The organism is Sphingomonas crocodyli, assembly GCF_004005865.1.
Classification (GTDB): Bacteria; Pseudomonadota; Alphaproteobacteria; order Sphingomonadales; family Sphingomonadaceae; genus Rhizorhabdus; species Rhizorhabdus crocodyli.
In genome coordinates, this window is sequence record NZ_SACN01000003.1 from 1 (window position 1) to 17,037 (window position 17,037).

The 17,037-nt window shown below is 58.8% G+C and carries 27 protein-coding genes; 13 read left to right on the forward strand and 14 right to left on the reverse strand.

All coding sequences use genetic code 11. The features are described from left to right. Positions 1 to 704: UDP-glucose 4-epimerase GalE (galE, locus tag EOD43_RS17600; RefSeq protein ID WP_127745370.1), on the forward strand; the 704-nt coding region annotated here is incomplete at its 5' end. Positions 705 to 734: 30 nt separating this feature from the next. On the opposite strand, the gene EOD43_RS24235 is transcribed toward galE, so the two are convergent. Next, the gene (locus EOD43_RS24235) at positions 735 to 1,109 is read right to left on the reverse strand and encodes a DUF6232 family protein (RefSeq protein ID WP_420822460.1); all 375 of its coding nucleotides are present in this window, start codon (positions 1,107 to 1,109) and stop codon (positions 735 to 737) included. A gap of 1,228 nt (positions 1,110 to 2,337) precedes the next feature. Between EOD43_RS24235 and EOD43_RS17605 the strand changes: the two genes are divergently transcribed. The 3 genes from EOD43_RS17605 to EOD43_RS23710 all read left to right on the forward strand — a co-directional run bounded on the left by EOD43_RS17605 (position 2,338) and on the right by EOD43_RS23710 (position 4,178). Further along, complete coding sequence (locus EOD43_RS17605) at positions 2,338 to 3,474, forward strand: acyltransferase family protein (RefSeq protein WP_127745371.1); 1,137 nt, start codon at positions 2,338 to 2,340, stop codon at positions 3,472 to 3,474. 69 nt (positions 3,475 to 3,543) lie between these two features. After that, positions 3,544 to 3,864: a hypothetical protein gene (locus EOD43_RS17610; protein WP_164857300.1), complete on the forward strand. Its 321-nt coding sequence runs from the start codon at positions 3,544 to 3,546 to the stop codon at positions 3,862 to 3,864. Between the two features lie 158 nt (positions 3,865 to 4,022). Then, entirely contained in the window at positions 4,023 to 4,178 is a 156-nt protein-coding gene (locus tag EOD43_RS23710) for a hypothetical protein (protein ID WP_164857301.1), read from the forward strand. A 98-nt stretch (positions 4,179 to 4,276) separates the two neighbouring features. On the opposite strand, the gene EOD43_RS17615 is transcribed toward EOD43_RS23710, so the two are convergent. Continuing rightward, a complete protein-coding gene (locus EOD43_RS17615) occupies positions 4,277 to 4,471 on the reverse strand; it encodes a hypothetical protein (RefSeq protein WP_127745373.1) in 195 nt (64 codons plus the stop codon). Between the two features lie 1,036 nt (positions 4,472 to 5,507). Here EOD43_RS17615 and EOD43_RS17620 point away from each other — a divergent pair. From EOD43_RS17620 to EOD43_RS24070, 3 genes are all read left to right on the forward strand, one after another. Next, positions 5,508 to 5,777 (forward strand): GlsB/YeaQ/YmgE family stress response membrane protein, encoded by a 270-nt coding sequence (locus EOD43_RS17620; RefSeq protein WP_127745374.1) that lies wholly within the window; start codon positions 5,508 to 5,510, stop codon positions 5,775 to 5,777. 19 nt (positions 5,778 to 5,796) lie between these two features. Further along, complete coding sequence (locus tag EOD43_RS17625; protein WP_127745375.1) at positions 5,797 to 6,111, forward strand: hypothetical protein; 315 nt, start codon at positions 5,797 to 5,799, stop codon at positions 6,109 to 6,111. Between the two features lie 1,073 nt (positions 6,112 to 7,184). Further along, positions 7,185 to 7,313: a hypothetical protein gene (locus EOD43_RS24070; protein WP_276318206.1), complete on the forward strand. Its 129-nt coding sequence runs from the start codon at positions 7,185 to 7,187 to the stop codon at positions 7,311 to 7,313. 190 nt (positions 7,314 to 7,503) lie between these two features. Here EOD43_RS24070 and EOD43_RS17630 read toward each other — a convergent pair whose 3' ends face one another. Next, the gene (locus tag EOD43_RS17630) at positions 7,504 to 7,713 is read right to left on the reverse strand and encodes a hypothetical protein (RefSeq protein ID WP_127745376.1); all 210 of its coding nucleotides are present in this window, start codon (positions 7,711 to 7,713) and stop codon (positions 7,504 to 7,506) included. A gap of 149 nt (positions 7,714 to 7,862) precedes the next feature. Here EOD43_RS17630 and EOD43_RS17635 point away from each other — a divergent pair, with 149 nt between their 5' ends. From EOD43_RS17635 to EOD43_RS17645, 3 genes are all read left to right on the forward strand, one after another. Further along, on the forward strand, positions 7,863 to 8,096 hold the full coding sequence (locus EOD43_RS17635; protein WP_127745377.1) for a hypothetical protein: 234 nt from the start codon (positions 7,863 to 7,865) through the stop codon (positions 8,094 to 8,096). Beyond that, on the forward strand, positions 8,074 to 8,337 hold the full coding sequence (locus EOD43_RS17640; RefSeq protein ID WP_164857302.1) for a hypothetical protein: 264 nt from the start codon (positions 8,074 to 8,076) through the stop codon (positions 8,335 to 8,337). Before EOD43_RS17635 ends, EOD43_RS17640 begins: the two co-directional genes overlap by 23 nt. 86 nt (positions 8,338 to 8,423) lie before the next feature. After that, positions 8,424 to 8,684, forward strand: coding sequence for a hypothetical protein (locus EOD43_RS17645; RefSeq protein WP_127745379.1), 261 nt, complete (start codon positions 8,424 to 8,426; stop codon positions 8,682 to 8,684). 997 nt (positions 8,685 to 9,681) lie between these two features. On the opposite strand, the gene EOD43_RS17650 is transcribed toward EOD43_RS17645, so the two are convergent. The 6 genes from EOD43_RS17650 to EOD43_RS17665 form a co-directional block, all read right to left on the reverse strand. After that, the gene (locus EOD43_RS17650) at positions 9,682 to 10,266 is read right to left on the reverse strand and encodes a response regulator (protein ID WP_164857303.1); all 585 of its coding nucleotides are present in this window, start codon (positions 10,264 to 10,266) and stop codon (positions 9,682 to 9,684) included. A 1,181-nt stretch (positions 10,267 to 11,447) separates the two neighbouring features. Then, a complete protein-coding gene (locus EOD43_RS23715) occupies positions 11,448 to 11,606 on the reverse strand; it encodes a hypothetical protein (protein WP_164857304.1) in 159 nt (52 codons plus the stop codon). Positions 11,607 to 11,653: 47 nt separating this feature from the next. After that, a complete protein-coding gene (locus EOD43_RS23990; RefSeq protein WP_240653321.1) occupies positions 11,654 to 11,809 on the reverse strand; it encodes a hypothetical protein in 156 nt (51 codons plus the stop codon). Between the two features lie 211 nt (positions 11,810 to 12,020). Beyond that, on the reverse strand, positions 12,021 to 12,179 hold the full coding sequence (locus tag EOD43_RS23995; protein WP_240653322.1) for a hypothetical protein: 159 nt from the start codon (positions 12,177 to 12,179) through the stop codon (positions 12,021 to 12,023). Between the two features lie 108 nt (positions 12,180 to 12,287). Then, the gene (locus EOD43_RS24000) at positions 12,288 to 12,452 is read right to left on the reverse strand and encodes a hypothetical protein (RefSeq protein ID WP_240653323.1); all 165 of its coding nucleotides are present in this window, start codon (positions 12,450 to 12,452) and stop codon (positions 12,288 to 12,290) included. A 299-nt stretch (positions 12,453 to 12,751) separates the two neighbouring features. Next, positions 12,752 to 13,234: a hypothetical protein gene (locus tag EOD43_RS17665; RefSeq protein ID WP_127745382.1), complete on the reverse strand. Its 483-nt coding sequence runs from the start codon at positions 13,232 to 13,234 to the stop codon at positions 12,752 to 12,754. A 227-nt stretch (positions 13,235 to 13,461) separates the two neighbouring features. On the opposite strand from EOD43_RS17665, the gene EOD43_RS17670 reads away from it, so the two are divergent. Beyond that, positions 13,462 to 13,716, forward strand: coding sequence for a hypothetical protein (locus tag EOD43_RS17670; RefSeq protein WP_127745383.1), 255 nt, complete (start codon positions 13,462 to 13,464; stop codon positions 13,714 to 13,716). 68 nt (positions 13,717 to 13,784) lie between these two features. Here the strand turns inward: EOD43_RS17670 and EOD43_RS17675 are convergent, their stop codons facing one another. From EOD43_RS17675 to EOD43_RS17690, 5 genes are all read right to left on the reverse strand, one after another. Further along, entirely contained in the window at positions 13,785 to 14,012 is a 228-nt protein-coding gene (locus tag EOD43_RS17675; protein ID WP_127745384.1) for a transposase, read from the reverse strand. 37 nt (positions 14,013 to 14,049) lie between these two features. Then, complete coding sequence (locus EOD43_RS23720; protein ID WP_164857305.1) at positions 14,050 to 14,301, reverse strand: hypothetical protein; 252 nt, start codon at positions 14,299 to 14,301, stop codon at positions 14,050 to 14,052. Positions 14,302 to 14,596: 295 nt separating this feature from the next. Next, positions 14,597 to 14,818 carry a hypothetical protein gene (locus tag EOD43_RS23910; RefSeq protein ID WP_206363587.1) on the reverse strand — a complete coding sequence of 74 codons (222 nt, stop codon included), beginning with the start codon at positions 14,816 to 14,818 and terminating at the stop codon, positions 14,597 to 14,599. Positions 14,819 to 15,739: 921 nt separating this feature from the next. Continuing rightward, positions 15,740 to 16,006, reverse strand: coding sequence for a hypothetical protein (locus tag EOD43_RS24285; RefSeq protein ID WP_476712815.1), 267 nt, complete (start codon positions 16,004 to 16,006; stop codon positions 15,740 to 15,742). A gap of 158 nt (positions 16,007 to 16,164) precedes the next feature. Continuing rightward, the gene (locus tag EOD43_RS17690; RefSeq protein WP_127745386.1) at positions 16,165 to 16,512 is read right to left on the reverse strand and encodes a hypothetical protein; all 348 of its coding nucleotides are present in this window, start codon (positions 16,510 to 16,512) and stop codon (positions 16,165 to 16,167) included. On the opposite strand from EOD43_RS17690, the gene EOD43_RS17695 reads away from it, so the two are divergent. Next, positions 16,511 to 16,738 (forward strand): hypothetical protein, encoded by a 228-nt coding sequence (locus EOD43_RS17695; RefSeq protein WP_127745387.1) that lies wholly within the window; start codon positions 16,511 to 16,513, stop codon positions 16,736 to 16,738. The genes EOD43_RS17690 and EOD43_RS17695 overlap by 2 nt on opposite strands. A 120-nt stretch (positions 16,739 to 16,858) precedes the next feature. Then, the gene (locus tag EOD43_RS23730; protein WP_164857307.1) at positions 16,859 to 17,026 is read left to right on the forward strand and encodes a hypothetical protein; all 168 of its coding nucleotides are present in this window, start codon (positions 16,859 to 16,861) and stop codon (positions 17,024 to 17,026) included. The last annotated feature ends 11 nt before the right edge of the window (positions 17,027 to 17,037 follow it).

The following is a 17,037-nucleotide window of genomic DNA, read 5'->3' on the forward strand; positions in this document are numbered from 1 at the left end:
CCAAGAGCCGCAGCCTGATCGGCAGCGCGGTGGCCGGCGGGGTGAAGCATTTCATCTTCTCATCGACCGCCGCGACCTACGGCATTCCGGACGAAAGCCCGGTGCGCGAGAATATGCCGACCGTGCCTATCAACCCGTACGGCATGTCGAAGCTGATGACCGAGGCGATGCTGAAGGACGTCGCCTTCGCACATCCGATGAATTATTGCGCGCTGCGTTACTTCAACGTCGCGGGCGCCGATCCCGAAGGCCGTTCGGGCCAGTCGACCGCGGGCGCGACCCACCTGATCAAGGTCGCGGTAGAGGCGGCGACGGGGAAGCGCGAATCGGTCGCGGTGTTCGGCACCGATTATGCGACGCCCGACGGCACCGGGGTGCGCGACTATATCCATGTCAGCGATCTGGCGGCGGCGCATATCCACGCGCTCGAGACCCTGATCGCCGATCCGGCGACCAGCCACATCATGAATTGCGGCTATGGCCGTGGCTTTTCGGTGCTGGAAGTGCTCGACGCGGTCGATCGCGTGACCAACCAGACGATCGTGCGCAAGCTGGAACCGCGGCGTGCGGGCGATCCCGACGCGTTGATCGCCGACAACAGCCGCATCCTGGCGACGACGCCGTGGAAGCCGAGGCTGGCCGATCTTGATACGATCGTGGCCCATGCGCTCGCCTGGGAAGTTCAACTGACGCAGCGTAAATGAGCGAAGAAAAATGCGCGCACCGTGCTGATGTCATGTGTAACTGGACATTGCCTGTTCAATCTGCTCGCGCATCTGGACAATGTCATGATGCTCACGCGAGCCACAGGCTCTTGTCTCAGACGATCCCGTAATCAGGTAGAGGCTATATTCGACGATCTTCGCCCTTTGCCACCATATCCACGCGACCAAGCTAAAGACGAGCACCATTATTAATGCGTTGAATCTGTCGCTGCTAGTGGTTGCAACGAAGATCATAGGAAACATGAAAATCGCGAGCAGAAAGGCGACCCAGGAAACGGCGCGACTGTGTGGCTTACGGGATCTGACCTCGACACGATCAATGTCAGTCAGCTTTACCAAGGTTGAACCGAACCTGACTGTCTCGTGATCCACAAATACTGCCATGTGCCCCTACCCCCCCCCTGTCAAAAGCAATGAAGCGTACGACAGGTCTGTGTCTTCCATACCGCATGTGTGAGTGCGTGCGAAGGACTTCAGTACGGTTGAATGCATATAGTCGTCCAACAACCTGTCGAGGCGTTGGACCCGTGAGCATTGATGTCAGGAAAAATCTGCAACCTCCGTTAAGATTTCGGACCGTTGTTTCAGATATGTTGCAACCTGCGCGTCATCCTCACGAAACTTACTAACTGTTGTGTCAAAATAGGATGCGCTGCGGCAGTTTCATCCAAATGTGCCGATAGAAATATTCGATCTTCCGGCGGTTTCAATATAAGAGATGCGCGTGTCATTGCGCAGGCGAATGCCCGCCATGGCCTGGGGAAATATGGGGGACGGGGCGTGCGGACGGCAGCTCGGGGGCGCTTGTTCAAGGTAATGCGATTGGAGAGATCGCATCCTTTACTGGCGATCTGGCATCACTTGCGTCTTGTTTCAGCGGGATGCTCCATATCCGCGGTTTATCACGGCTCTATGGCTTGTTCGGAGCGTCAGTCGCGACCCGCCTTGGCGAGCTCGATGCTTGATCTCCGTTGGAGCGGCTACGATGTTTAGGCAGTTCGCAGCGAAGTGCTTCTGGACTCTCGCCTATCGATTTTATGCTTATCGCCCGCCGTCGCGTCGAGTTGAAATAGCGACCGTCGGCTTTGGGGGCTTCCTGACTCTCCTTCACGCTGGCGCGTTCATTTCTCTGCCTGAAGTTGAGAACGCAGTCAGACTGTTCATCAGCAGCCTCGTTGTCGCTGGCGGCCTCGTGCACCGCAAGATCAGACTTGAAAGAGCGAAGGGCGTTGATGCGTTAGCTCGAAAGTTGCAGAGCTGGTCGCGTCCGGTCCCGCATTCGACCCGGCCCTCCTAATGGTTTCGTCTTACCCCCGGCTTATGAGAGGTTCAGAGCGGTGCAGGGCCGGAACGAGCACAAACATTCCACCTCTTTGCCGATCCCCAGGCCGGCCCCCTCGGATCCGGATGGCCAGACATAGTCGCATTGACGATTTGAAGTGCTTGGGCGCATGTGACAATGCACGCCAAAGGCAACGATGCTTGCGCTCGACATCTCGCACAATCAGGCAAACCTCTCTTTTGGAAGGCGAACGAGATAGTCGGCGTTTAACCGGTATTTCGATCGGCGGCTGCGCCGGGCCGGGTCAGAGTTACGGCATCCGAGCAATCAGTGCATAAAGTCCGCCTGGGTGAAATTGATGCCCTGCGCTTTATTGCGGCGGTGTCGGTTGCGATGTTCCATCTCGCGTTCTGGTCTTGGGCGCCGGAAGCCGCCTATAGCACATCGAAGGCCGTATCTCTTGGGCGGTATAGCTACGAGAGCATCCAAAGTATTGCGTCGCTTGGTTGGGTCGGCGTCGAAATATTTTTCGTCATATCAGGTTTTGTCATAGTTTATTCCGCAACAGGTGGGCCATGGCGATTCCTTCGAAGCCGCCTGCTGAGGCTGGTGCCCGCTGTGTGGATTTGTGCGCCGGTCACGGCGGCAGTCCTCATCTATTTCTCGGTGTTCATGCCGAGCGATATTATCGGCATGACTGTCAGGAGCCTGGTATTCTGGCCTAAAGGGCCTTGGGTTGATGGGGTGTATTGGACTCTCGGCGTGGAGATTTCATTCTACGCATTGATGTTCGTACTTCTGGTTATCGGCCGTCTCGCTTGGATCAATCTCGCTCTGTGCCTCGTCGGTTTGCTGAGCTCAGCTTACTGGCTTGCAGCTCTCCCTATCGGAATATTTCCAGTAGCTCATATCGATGAGATGCTGGCCAGACTTCTGCTCATTCGACACGGCTGCTTTTTTGCTATTGGCGGACTGTTATGGACGCTGCAAGGCACTAAGGCCGGTCGCGGCCTATGGCTCGTCATCCTGACCTGCATGGCAGCAGGTTATGTCGAGATCCTCGATGCGGGACGTGAGCCCGTTACGCTTGCGGGACCTGCGTGGCTGTCGCATATCGCCGCGGTCACTTGGGTGGCCAGCGTGGGATTCCTGATCCTTGCCGTAAAACGAGAATTGCATGGTCATCGGTGGCAATCACCTTGTCTGCGAGCGGCGGGACTGGCGACCTTCCCACTTTATCTGCTCCACGATGTGGTTGGAGCCTGGTTGTTGCGGGTATCGAGCTGGGCTGGGTTGTCGCGCTGGGTAGCGCTGGCACTCTCTCTCTTTGCCGTGATTGGCCTGAGCTTTCTTGTGTCGCACATTGCAGAGCCGGTCGTGCGAACAGGATTGCGAAGGCTCATCGACTCCCGCTATTTTCGGCGCATTCAGAGGATAGTTGAATATCGCTATCGCAATTTGCCGTGAGTAAGTTTTCGAACGCAAAGCTTAGTATGGGACCGTCAGGAGGCATCGACCGCGATGAGAGTTGATATTATGCGCTCCCTTATCTCGATGCTGTTCGCGCTGGCTGGTATCTTGTGGTTCATCGCCGCGTATTTCTACGCGCCATATATCGTGTTCACATATCTGACTATTCAATGGCATTGGTATATCGTAGGGGCAGCCGCCGCTGCATTCATCACGTCGATCCCAATTCTCGGGATGGCGCTTGCCGTATATGCAGTTATGGCTTTGCATGATTGGCCATTGCTCTATGCAATTGGCGGCTTTTTCCTGTGGGTGCCATTAATAGCACTTGCCTCGGCGCTTCGATCGAGCAGCCGCGCTGTCCAGGCGGTGGGCCCGATGCCCTAAGTTGCAACCGCCGGCCTGGTTGAGGTTCGGCCGGCGGGCCGAGGCGTTTGCTAGTGGCACCCTGCCGCTCCTTTTAACTTCTGACGCGAGGTCGCGTTAGCAGCTTGTTAGCTTCATGGTTATAGAGGAGGACGCGGAACGAAGTAGGATGCGTTGAGATGGTTGCGCTAGTTTTTGTTATGGGGATATCACTCTACGCGATCATCCACATAGTTCTGTTCTTGTGGCGGCGCGACGCCATTGCGCAGGATGCGCATATCGAAGTCGTGATGGCTCATCTCGAAAGCCGAGAGGCGCAAAAAGGCGAAGTCTAACCGTTCAACGCAGAGCGGTGAAATACCTAATCGCCGACCACTTTCCGGGTGCTGACTTCAACTGGTCACCGAGACAGGCGGCTTAAAAATGAGTCGGATCAATGCACAGTCAAGCTGATGTCGTCGATCGACCTCTCAACAATGGCTGCTTCGAAACCATCCAGCCAAAAGTCGTGCAGAGAGGGCTCGAGAGCCGACGGGACTTCACGAAGGCCCAACATTGCACCGGACGCCCACCCGTCCTCAAACGCCGCGATGATTCGCTCCATCCCGTCGTTGATCTCGAGTGACATGACCCATCTCCGCTTACTCGATCAACTGCCACCTGTTCCGGCGCTGTTGAGACTGAACCCTGCGAACAGCCCTACGCATAGCGACTGAAATGGTTCCTCCGGCTGACCCAATACAGATGCGTACCGCATTGCACAAGATGGAAATAAGTAAGCAGAAGTGGTGTTAACCATATTTAACGACGTTAGCCAGTGCTCTGGAGCTGCCTACAATATGCGCCGGCGTTGGGCAGTAGGGTTGGCTAGAAGAGGACTATAAATTTATCATTCAATTTGGACCAAAGTATGAACGACGTCAAAACGCGGGAGGTTAATATTCCAAACTGCTGTGGCTTCTGCCACTTTGATCGAACCGTCCTAGCGATGACGTCCGCAGGGCTTGGTCGACATCTCTCTCGGGGTATGGCCGAGATTCAGGCTGATACCCTCGCTATCAATATCCGTTCGCAGCGTTCAAAAATAAGCGCTTGCTTATGCGACGTTATCGAACACTCCATCTCGGCGATCAGCTCCAGTTTCTGCTCAGGCGTCCACACGCGGCGCCGGTCTGCCACTCGGCCAAGGATCTCGACGCGCCCAACACGCTTCAGAGGCATTCCAATGCGGGTGTCCAATGCGGTCGTAAGGCAGGTATCGTCCCATCCCCACACTTCAGCCACAGCGCCTGGCACGGGCAAAGTGGCGCCACCACATCGCCTATGTTGAGCCGGTCTTTCGATCGAGATACTCCGCTCGGAGCGCGACAGAACGCCATCCAAATCAGTAGTGCTTGTCGTGAGTAACCCCACACCGCGGCGTGACGGTTCTTACCCCTGAGGCACATGGAAAAAGCAGTCGCGAGGTGTGTCTCAAACCATATGCGTAGTGCATTGAAAGCCACACAAGGGTGGGACGAAGCAATCGTTTGGCAACGAGGGAGCATGCTTCGTCCCGACGCCAAAACGCGAAATCTCGACTTAGGTTGCTTATTGAGAATGGTTCACTCGTGGAACATTTCTGTTTCGTAACTGTCTAGCCAATACCGATTGGGAGACAGGCTATGGGTATCGTTCTTCTATTGATTGTAGGCGGCCTCATTGGTTGGGTCGCCAGCATCGTTATGCGCACCGATGGTCAGCAGGGCATTGTGCTAAACGTTGTCGTCGGCATTGTTGGTGCGCTTCTCGCTGGCTTCATCATCACGCCTTTCATCGGCGGTGCGCCAATCACCAGCGGCATGATCAGCCTCCAGAGCATCTTCGTCTCGTTCCTGGGTGCTGTCGTTCTGCTCGCGATCGTCAACATGTTCCGCCGCGGCGCGGTTCGCTAACAAGACCAGGAGAGACACAATGGTCGACAACAGGCCTTATGTCGTGGAGGAGCGCCGCAGCGGCGGTGCAACGGCAGCTATCGTCGTCGCAGTGATCGCGGTCGTCGCGGTGATCGCCGCATTTGCTTTCGGTCTGATCGATATTGATCAGACCAAAGAAACCAAACTGCCAAAGGTCGCCGTTGAGGGAGGTCAAGCTCCAGCGTTCGACGTCGACACCGCCAAGGTGGATGTTGGTATGAAAAAGACGGACGTCACGGTCCCAAAGGTCGAGGTTGGCACCACGAAGGCCGATGTCGAGGTTCCTACCGTCGACGTGGAGAAGGCGAAGTAAACCTTCGACCGAGTTACGAATCTTGAGAGGGCGCTTCGCTTCGGCTGAGCGCCTTTTTCGTGTCCGCGGCTCGACTTCGGTGCGAGACAAACTGTGAGACAATGATTTGAGACAATCGCCTCAAAAATTTCCTCTAAGGAGTTCAAAACAAAAGAAGGGTGACCCTACGGGTTTCGAATACTTGTTTTCGCCGTGAGAGGGTTGCGTGCTAGATCGCTAGACGAGGGTACGTTGCCGGCGGTGCGGCGCGACGTGCGTATGTCACAGCGCGCTGAACCATTGCGGCTTGTTAAAGTTATAATCGAGCGATGGTGGCCGTTAGCATACTGAACGAACCGCCCGATGGTCGGCCTTTTAAGATCAAATCGGACGTGCCGAACGCGAGGTCTGATTTGAAATCCTGCGACGCATGCCATTTCCGACAACGCCAAAGCCGATGACCATGAGTGCCCATATCGCGCCCTTCGGCACCGCGGTGGGTGAGTTGGCTGCGGGTGCTATCTGGCCGACAGACGCGCTGACGCTTCCACCATCGCCAGGCGAATAGCTAAAATAGCCCAACGTCGGGGTCCCGCCTAAGAGTCCCACGATGTCCAAACGGAGGTGCTTCGTCGCCTCCGATAGAAAAACGTCACCAGTGCCGATGAGCAAACGGTCCGCCACAGTGATAAGCGACCGGTCAAAGGCGGCGTATAGAGGGAAGGGCAGGCCCGAGATAGATACCGTGTCGATGAGCGGCAACCCGAGTGATCTGCTAGTGGTGTCCTCGGTTGTGCCGTAAAGGCATGGCGGCGCGCGTGGGCTTCACGACGCGGGGGTCAGTTCTCGTAATGGATTGGCGCCTTTCCTCTAACGCCATATGTTGGCCTCACACAGAACTGCGAGGATCGAGTGGATAGCTTCAGACTGGATCGGGGCATTACCGTGTTTGTGCTCGGCGCGATATTGATGGCGATCATATGCGAGGTGAGCATGTCACTAGCCGGAGTCGGCGCTGAGCATATCGCCACCGTATGGGGAGCCCTCGCGATCATTTTCGCGCCGACATTGCTATGGTGGGGAGGTCAGCGGCGATGATGATCGGCCCGTTGACCAACCTTAGCGTCAACGAAATCACGTTCGTTTTCGCCTGCCTCGCGCTCGTTGCCAGCGCGATGACGGGATATATGGTCTGGCTCGTCATTCGAGGCCGCAACACCTAAGCCCGCGGATTCGGTTCGGAGCATCAGCTTCTGATCACTGGTGCAGCATTAGGGCAGAGTCCAAGCCAAATGGCGCTTATCAAGCGGGGTGAGGCCAGTGTATGATGCCGGGATCCATGACGCCATTCCCCCGAAGAGGTCGTGGTAGGAGCGGCGCGGGTAGGCGAATGCCCTCGCCGCTCCGCTCGTGCTAGATCTGCCCCTTTAGGCCTTGAACAACGTCCAGGGCAATTTCGAGCGCTGATCGTTGAGACGGGTCGGATGTTCGAGCCAAAAGGTCTGAAACTGTCTTCTCGATCGGGCCGACAACTTTGCCGCCGCGGGTCTCAAGGTTCACAATAAGGGCGGTCACCAGCAGCAGCGCTGCCGATCCGTCGCAGCCTGTGATCTCACCGCCCATATACCGACCTCTAAGCCCACTCAAGAACAATACCACCCGCGCTGGCCTAGTGCTCATTAACGGGGGATGACGATCATTCGTTCTCGTTATAAAGCTTACGGTCCGTAGAAGGCGCGCCCCGAGCCGCTCCGCAGTGAATGGAGGCATCGATGGTTGAAACCATGATCGATCGGAGGTCTATGGTGGTGGCCGATGCTTATCGGGTCGAATTCCTGAGTGACGGAGAAAACAGCAATCACGACCGGCATTTGGCAGTGCTGATCCTGCAAGCCATGCGCGAGCCGACAGATAATATGAATGATGCTATCGCCGACATCATGCCCGAACGCCCACACGCAATTTATTGGAAGGCAGGCATCGATGCAGCGCTCCGAGGTGCATGATATGTCAGACAGCAAGTCGCCCGACGAGATGTCCGCTTTCCGCGAGGGCTATGCGGCCTACTGTGAAGGGGCGCCGCTAGATGTATTCAATCCCTACACCGCTGAGGGCGAAGACGGCCTCTATGACGCTTGGGAAACAGGCGCCGACTATCACTATCGGAAGTCGGTCAGCATGGATTCCGAGGGGCGTATTGAGTGGATCGATGATGCCACCGGCAAGCCTTACCGGGTCAGCCATTAACTGACCGGTTCTAAACGCGCATAGCGCCGCTTGACCGAATCGCGCGCGATGTTCCATTTTTGTTCTCATGCAGCCAAGGAGGCGCCATGAGAAACGACGGACTGATCCCCGGCGTCGAGCCGATCAGTGACGACCTGCGCCCAGCCTACAAATATGATCTGATCGAGAATTATGAGGGCGAAAGCGACGCGATCTTCCGCGCTCGCAGCGTGTCGGCATTCGGCAAGCAGATCGATGACGTCTTCTACGAGATGACAGACACCGACCGCATCCGGCTCGACTCGCAGCTGGAGATCTTCGCGCCGATTCCTGACGAGCAGGTGCTTTCGGTCTTTTTCGGGCTGTGATGCGCCGGGACGCCGCAGGCCGATTCGCAAGGCCGGTCGACACCGATCGGCCAAAGGCGCCGACACACTATCGGGTCACCATGTTCCGCCGACCGTGTGGGCCGCGGCCCTCCACTTGTGAGACTGCATTTGATGATGCCAGCCGGCAGTCTCTGACCCCATACAATGCCAGCCATCGCGAGCACTATCTTGCGCCGCCGACAGCGATCGAGGCTTTCACCGGCTTCACGCCCCTGAATCAGAGAACGGACAATATACTTGTCTGAAGAAGCCCAGCCGTCCGAACTCGCGAAGCGCGAGCCTGTCACGGTGTTCGAGGCTATGATGGGCATGACGCAAGATCGGCGATGTCGAGCGCAATCTCAACCGTGAGGAATCGTTGCCACCTTTGTACGACGAACGACCGGGAAGCGCTGATCGACCACCTGGCTCAGCAACTGTGGGATACGCTTCGCGATCGGGAGATTGACCCCGTCTGGGCGAACGCCAGGCTTTATTGGTAGAGGGCAATGAGGACTTTGCTGCAGCCACCGTGCGATTCCTCGCTGCCCGCGATCGGGCTGCTGGAGCGTTGTCCTGACGTGGCCAGGCACCTTACGGATGGGCTGCGAGACTACTTCAGGTCCAATCATGCACCGGCCGAGGTAGATCAGTGGACTTGGTCATGGGCGGATGATTGAGTGCGTAAGCGCCTGATGAACATCGCGCGGGGTTTGAGAGACCCATGGGCGAGGCCGACAAAGAGTGGAAGATCGAGCCAGCGCTGACGCGGCGGGGTTGGTGGGCTGCGGGACATATCTACCGCGGCGCTGCCGGCACGCGTCAGGGGCAGTTCGTGCCAGTCGCGCATTATCCGGATGTCGGTACTGCGAGGGCGTTCGCAGATGCCATGACGGGGCGGGCTGTCGCGTCACGGGACAAACGCGATCGCGCTGGTACCAGCTGAAACGAGCGACTTGTCGGCTCGCTTCGGCCTGTAGCTGGATCCTGAACGGTCTTACGACGAGCTGTTACCTCGCGGAGGCGGTGCCACGAAATGGGGCCGACCCCAATTGGCCTGGCGATTGTCGGAACCTGCACGGCGCTTTTCGCTGCTTACGCGGGAAACATAGCCATTTGGGTCGGATGCCTCGAATCCGGAGCTTTCAGTACAGCGGCTTGGCCTCAGATCTGGTCTGGCGTCAGAATAGCGCTCGCCGTTGGCGCTCAGACCACGGCCGTCTGCCTGCTCCAGGAGCCCCTGAACCATTTCAGGAAGCCTTAGAGCTTCAAAAGGCTTTGGAATGACACCGTGTATATAAAGGTCGGAGAGGTTCTGTTCATCGATGCGGAATAGCGCCGCAGTCATGTAAATCACCGGGGTCTCGTGATGAACAGGAATCCCCCGCATCGCTTTGACGAAATCGGGACCCGACATCCCCGGTATGTGCATATCTACTATCGCCACGTCGAACGGACGCCTTAGCGTTTGTAATGTCTCAATCGCATCGAAGGCATTTGAGAAATCGGTGAGCTCGAAACCGGTGTTTCGAGTAAGCGCAAGGCGGATGACAAACCGAAGGTCATCGTCATCTTCGATCACCAGCGCTCGAAATGTTCTACCCATCTCACACCTGCGACAGCGCCACCGTGGATAGGATCAATGTTTGCGAGCGGCTTTTTCTCCTATCCATAGTGTCACGGAGGCGTTCCCCCGTCTTGATACCAAACGAGCGCCCGATAACGCGCCTCTAATTTTGCCTGGTGTGCGCTGGCTCCCGATGAAGCGAGCGCCATTTCGTCTGGCTCGGCTTGTAGGGCAAGAAGCTCAGTAGTCATTCATGAGAATAGCGGAATCAGGTTGGCGGCGGTATCGGAAATCAGCCTCGCCGTGGCCAGACGGTAGGGTCAGACGGCGGCGCACGGGTGAGCAGCGCGCCGCCGTCGCACAACCGGGCCGTTCACTAGGCGATATTCGCCACGCTCCAGCAGTGCGATTGACAGCGGCGGGCAAGCGTAAGGGACGGAGACATGCGGCGGTACCGATTTGGCTAAGTCGTGCGGATCACGGGGCGTGACCGAGCTATGAGAATCGTACAGATCTGCGGGCAGGCTTTGCTTTGCGAGCCGTTCGGCAGAGGATTTTCGGAATGGGTGCCGCTGTCTCAGTTGTGGTGTGACGACGCAGAGCCGCAGCTAAAGAACTTCTGAGCGAGAATGGCCTGGTGGTCTATATGATCACAAGCGCACGGTCCGGCTGCTCAATAAGCCACCGAAGCTCGGAATCGTCATGATGCAGATCAATTCAGGCAGTTTGGCGAAACATCTAATCGAGCGCGCAGTTTGACCTGCGAAGATGCGACCCACACCACCGCGTCTTTTGGCCCGCTCCGGCTCCTTCCTGCGCATTCCGGGGCGGGCCATTCCGGTAGTTGGTGGCTTCGCCGGCCGCCCTCGCCGCACAGTCGAGCGCTGAGCCTAGTCCTCTTCGCGGCTGAGAAAGAACTCAACCCGCTCATCGCTGTGGCCGACCTTCCACCGCTGAACGCAGCTTCTCCTCGCTGACGCTGAACTTGTAGCCATCCATCTACGCGCGGACGAACGGCCGAGCCTTCTGCCCGCCGATCTCGATCGGATGCGCGCGTAGGTGCACCAGCGCGGTCGCCACAATGGTAGCTCCCCAGCGACGTCTTGGCTTGTAAGGGCTTAATCATGCGGATCAGCGGCTGTGCACGCGCGACAGCGTGTCAGGCCTCACCCGCGTTGGATCGGGATGCGGCGAGGCTAGAGCTCGCGACGTTGCCGGGCCCCAGTCGCCATCGACCACGACCCTAAGCCGTTGTGATTGAGATATTCCTGCAGGAGCAGCGCGCCCTTGCTCGTGCCGGGGCCGAAGGGCGTGATGTTGAGTTCGCGCGCGAGCAGGTCCGGAATATAGGTCATGACCGTCTCCGCAACGTAAGAAGCGCCGGCAGCCGCGGCGTGATGGATCAGGGGCTTGGTGCCCCTGAAATGAAGGCGTCGACGGCGGCCTTGAATCGGCCGGCAAATGCGCTCTTCGCGATGCTGATCACGCCTATGCCGAGGCTGGCGATGCTGACGCCCGGGGCACCCGCCGCCAGCAGATCGAGATCGTGGCTCTGCACCCAGATCGCCGTCAGCAGGACTGAAAGGGCCGAGACGAAGATGTCGAGAAAGACCTGCCGCCGCCCTTCGGTGTTCAGGACGATGATGCAGCGCGTGATGATGACGGCGAGGATGCACCCGACGAACGGCCCAGCCGGGAAGTGATGTCCAAGGCTCAGGTCGCTGGAACGGTTGCCACGGACGCGGCTGCCCCTGCTAAGGCCATGCGGGTCACCGTAGGGCGACGGCGGCGAGCGCTGCTGCGAAGCTTAGGATGAGCACAAGCAGCGGGCGCGCGAGCGCTTGCCAGCGCGACCACATGTCGGTCAGCAAGGGAGCGCGCCGCAGCTGCCACTCGATGCCCACCTCGCCGTTGATCGCGATCGACATCCACATGATGCTACAAAAGCAAGCGATCGGATCATGCCAGCGCTTTGCTAGCGCAACGCGCGCGACCGCGATCGGACGGTCGGATTCCAGCCCAAGATATATAGCGCCTCAGCGTAGCATGAGCCCGCAGCCGGCGAACAGCGTCACGGCGCGATAGAGGGTGACCGGATGCAGCGGGTGGTCGTAGCGCCGTTGAAGCCAGATCCGGTGCGCCTGCTTGCCCGTCATCATGCCGCCCAGAAGAACATGTTTGTCGTCAGAAAGATATTGCACACAGGCACCCTCCGTGGAAGCTGGGCGGGGAAAGCATCTGAGGCCCCATTGCGACCGCACGCGCGGTGAGGCTGGTGGCAGCGTCCAACGGCGCTCCTTTCGAACGGGATGACGAATTAAGGGATTGGTCAGGTTTTTGCAGTAGAGCAGCAGAGCCCGGCCGGACGGGCGCGTGCCGCTTACGGTGGCCTGCTTGCCCAAACTGGCAGGCCACTGGCACGCTACCGGTTGGTTGGGTCTGAAACCGGAACTGACCCGCTGGATCGTGACACCCAGCGGGTCATTTTCTGGGCCAGCGCTTATCCGCGGCGCAGCAGGCTGAACTTTTTGACAGTTGACGGTTTGGAGAGGTGTCCAAGGAAGAGGACTCCCACTATTGGCCCGCTGATACCCGTCGGCGGGCCATCTTTTGGGGCCTTCTTTCGCGGCACGTGTTCGCCACTGGCGGCTGCTTTTCTTTTCCGACTCGAGCCTTGGCCCGCCGAGCGCACAGCACGGCGGGCCTTCTTTTCACGCGGGGGGGCGTCGCGGATGACGCCGCCGGCAGGCGGCCCCTCCTCGCTGATGAGATAGGCGATCACCGTCATTACCGGCCCGCCCGCGCTGAAGAATGCGCTGTACGGGACAGGGCGGCGCTTCTGCCAGCCGATCAGTTGCTGCTCGGGAGCGTTGTAGGCGTTGACAGCCGCGATATTCCGCCCGCCCTCGACAATGACTGACTGCACGCGATGCACAGTACACGCTGCCCCGTTGGGGGCGGTCCAGGCCTTTTCGACGTACATCGATGGAGCCTTTCGCGCCGGTGGCTAGGCTTCGTGGACAAAGGGCAGCCGGAGCAGTGCTGAAGCGATGCTGACGAAACCGAGATAGGATTCTCTGGTTTTGTCATAGAGGTGGCGTTGCGGCGCCAGTCCTGAAGTTTGGAGAAGAGCTGCTCGACGCGGCTGCTGGCGGTACTTGTCGCGGTCATGGAGAGCTGGCTGGTGGCGGGGATGGCCGCCTGGACGCCGTGAAAGGCGATCTCCTCGCGGATGGCGTCGGCATCGTAGCCGCGATCGGCCAGCAGGGCTCTCGCCTTGTCGGAGATCATTCAGAACAGCGGCCCGAAGCCCTTCACGTCGTGGGCCTCGCCGGGCGTCAGGACTATCCCGAGCGGCCGACCTTTGCCGTCGCAGGAGGCGTGGAGCTTCGTAGTGAAGCCGTCGCGCGATCGGCCGAGCGCCTCGGTCGCTTGAGACCGTTTTTTATGCCGACAGCGCAGTGATGCGCTCGGACGATGGTGCTGTTGATCATGTCGTCCGACCTCTCTCGGCCCGCCATTTCGGTCAATGTTTAGAGCAGGGCGTCGAACACGCCTGTCGCGCCCCAGCGCCGATAACGCCAAAACACGCCTTTCCAGTTGCCGTAATCGTCGGGCAGATGCCGCCATTGCGAGCCCGTCCGCGCCATCCACATGCCTTCGAAATACGGCCTATTATCGCCCGCAGGTCGACAACCTCGCCCGCGTTCTGACGGCAGCAATGGCGCGATCACCGCCCATTCCGCCTCCGAAAGCCCCATCCGTTCGCCAACCCCGCCTCCAAAAGACAGCGTTGAGTCAACTGAGAGTCACCCAGTCAAGCTTTGTCCACCAAACCTGGTAGCCGGTGACGTCGGCGGTCATCACCGCGTTGGGATAGCTGTACGTCGGCTGCAGGTCGTTGTTGTTCCCGTTATCCGACGTGTCGTGATATTCGGTCGTGAACTTCGTGACATCGAATGCGCCGCCGTCGCGCAGGTAAACCCCGCCGACCGATCGCGAATAGCTGCCGGAAAAGCCGTCCCACGACATATTGGGCGTGCAAAGCACCGGCCTCGCGTGTGCCAGGCGGGCCGGTTATGACGGTTGTCCACGTCGGCAATAGCATGATCGAGACGAACCAGGTGTGGACGATATGGTTCGAGGGCATGAAGAAGCACGAGGGCCAGTTTCCTGCCGAAGCCATCGTGAAAGCCGAACCGCCGATAACGAGGTTGAATTGATCTAGCGGAACTCCGGTGCCTGCTCCTGCCGCTGTTTGTGTTTCAAATGACAGGGCGAGGAGCAAAAAGTTTTCAAGTTTTCCGGATCCCAAAACAGCTTCAGATCGCCACGTTGCGGGCGATCATGGTCTGCCGTCAGCTTCGATGTCGCCCTCGATGCGGTCGCACATCGGGCAATTGAAGAGATTTCGAGCGAGTACGAACAGGCGCAGGGCACCCCAGCGGGCGGTATTGTAGAGCTTCCGTGGCGGGTTGAACTCGTTGCGCTCACGCTCTTTGCCAGCCCTATCGTCGGGCAGCCGGCGCAGCGGCGGCGGAGCGAAGGAAGCATCGACGGCGCGCATTTAAGGCGGCGCACGCTCAACCTTTGGGAAGGCAGCGCAGGGTGTTTGGTGGTATCCAAGGCATAACCGACTGTGCCCTAGTACATTGACGTAATTGCGCCACGCTGTTGCCTGCGAAAATGGAAAACCGACCAGCGCTGCTCGAACGTGCCTTTCAACTCGCTGAGGAGGGGTCATGTCGAGATTGGCGGGATGTTGGGACGCGACTTAAGCGCGAGAACTATGATGCCGTCGACACTTACCTCAACAGCCCGCTGCTCCGCTCTCAAATCAATAAGGTTTGCGCGCGAACGACTGGCGACACCGGCTGCGCAGCCGAAGATAACGGAGCCGAAGCTTGAGCGAGCAACGGAATATAGTCGAGCGCGCGTTTCAACTCGCCGCATCCGGAACCTGCGCCGGGTGGAGCAACGTGGTGACTAAACTAGTCGAGGAGGGATACACCCACGTCCATACTCACTTCAGCAGCGGGGTGCTGAAGAGGCAGATTCGAGAAATGTGCAGGCAGGCCCATACATCTGAAGGCGGAGCGAAATGACACTCGGGAACGAGCCGCTTCGCGAGGCTATGGCGCTATGACACGCCTACGCTGGGAAAGGGACACCGGCTCCCTTGATGCTGAACTGGCCTATAGCGGTCAGCTGTGCGTTGGCCATGTGGTGCAGCGGTCGGCCGAACCCTGCTGCTGGGCATTCAAGATAGACGCTGTGCATATGCCATACGTGGACACGTCAGGCGCTGGGGAGGCTTCAAGCAAGACGGCTGCGAAGGTTGCTGTCGAGCAAAGGTGGGCCAGATGGTGCGATCGGGCAGGCTTGATTACGACAGAGCACAACGATGGCGGGGCGGCTAGGACTCGAACCTAGATTACCACCTTTCCAAGAGCCTCCCCGCTTCCACAGCGCGCTGGAAAAACTAATATCAAGTGCAGGGCTGATCAGGTCGGCCGAGGAAGACTGCGCGAAACAGCCTCTTCCCGCAGCGCCATTCCTGCTCCTCGAGACGGTAGGTGGCGACGATCTCGTCGCTATCGAAGTCTGCGAACTGGAACTGAGCGGTCGGGCTCGGTCGGTGAACTTGACGGCTTTCCGATGGCTCTTGCGTTGGTCGAGGAATCCCAGCCAGCAGGCGTGGGTCACGTCCGGCGGTGGCGGCGTGCCCTTCCAGCGGGCGGCTCGGAGCGTCCAGGCGTCGAGGCGATGGCGATGGCGAAGCTCAGCGGCTGGATGCCAGCCGGGATTCCGCCTCGCGTACACGCGTGGGCGCCTCCCCTGTGTGCGAGGTGGGATTAATTTTGGGGGTTTGGGGGTTTTTATCAAGGGAGGGGATTCGTGCGCTTTGTTAGGTCACGGCACTTGACCTAACGTGGCGTCACAAGACGCAGCTTCCTTTTCGCGGTCGCGGCGGGCCCGCTGACGCGCGGCATCGGCGGCGCGGCGACGATCGAGGTTGCGCTGATTGGCAGCCGCCTCGCCCAGGGCCTGAGCGACCTCAGCGATGAGCGCGACAGGTGTGCCGCCCTCAATAAGGCGCCGGAGAAGATCGGCGCTCATGCTGGCTTGCCGCCGAAACGGTCTGGCAGAAATCCGACGCCATTTGCCGCCAGAAGGCTGGCAGCACCGGGTGAGAATAGGCAAAAAGCGAAATTGCGCGGGCCGAGCCCGGCACAGGAAGGGTTTCAGGAGCGCCAGCATGCTTTTGGAAGTCACCGCGAACGCTTCCTGGATCGTCGGTGCTGTGATCTTGATTGGCGTTGGCGGCTTTATTGCTGTCCTGACCGCAATCCTGCATCCACCAGCTGGTCCGTCCACCTATGAAAGTGGCAGATGGTCACCAGTGATGCATGATGAAGACGCTTCGATCGAGGACGGTCGTGAGCAAACCACAGGTCCGCGCAGCAGCGCCAAGGCTGCGGAATAAGTTGCAGCAACTGTCACGCGCGGCAGCCGCAACGCCCCAGGCATTCATCCCGGGTTCGCGGCAGGTCAGCGACACTAGCCGGAACGGCCCGCCAGCACCCCAGTTAGAATTAGCATGGTGATGAAGCTTGCCTTTTTCTTCGTTCCGATAGCCTTCGCGCTGGTGCTGCTTGTGCCCGCGATGCTTCGCGAAAAGGTGATCGAGAGCATCAAGAAGCGGCCCAGGCGTCCGCTGCGATACCGTGGCTACCGGAAGCACAGCGTGAACCGCGCGGCGGGCGCCGAATAGGCGCGACAAAA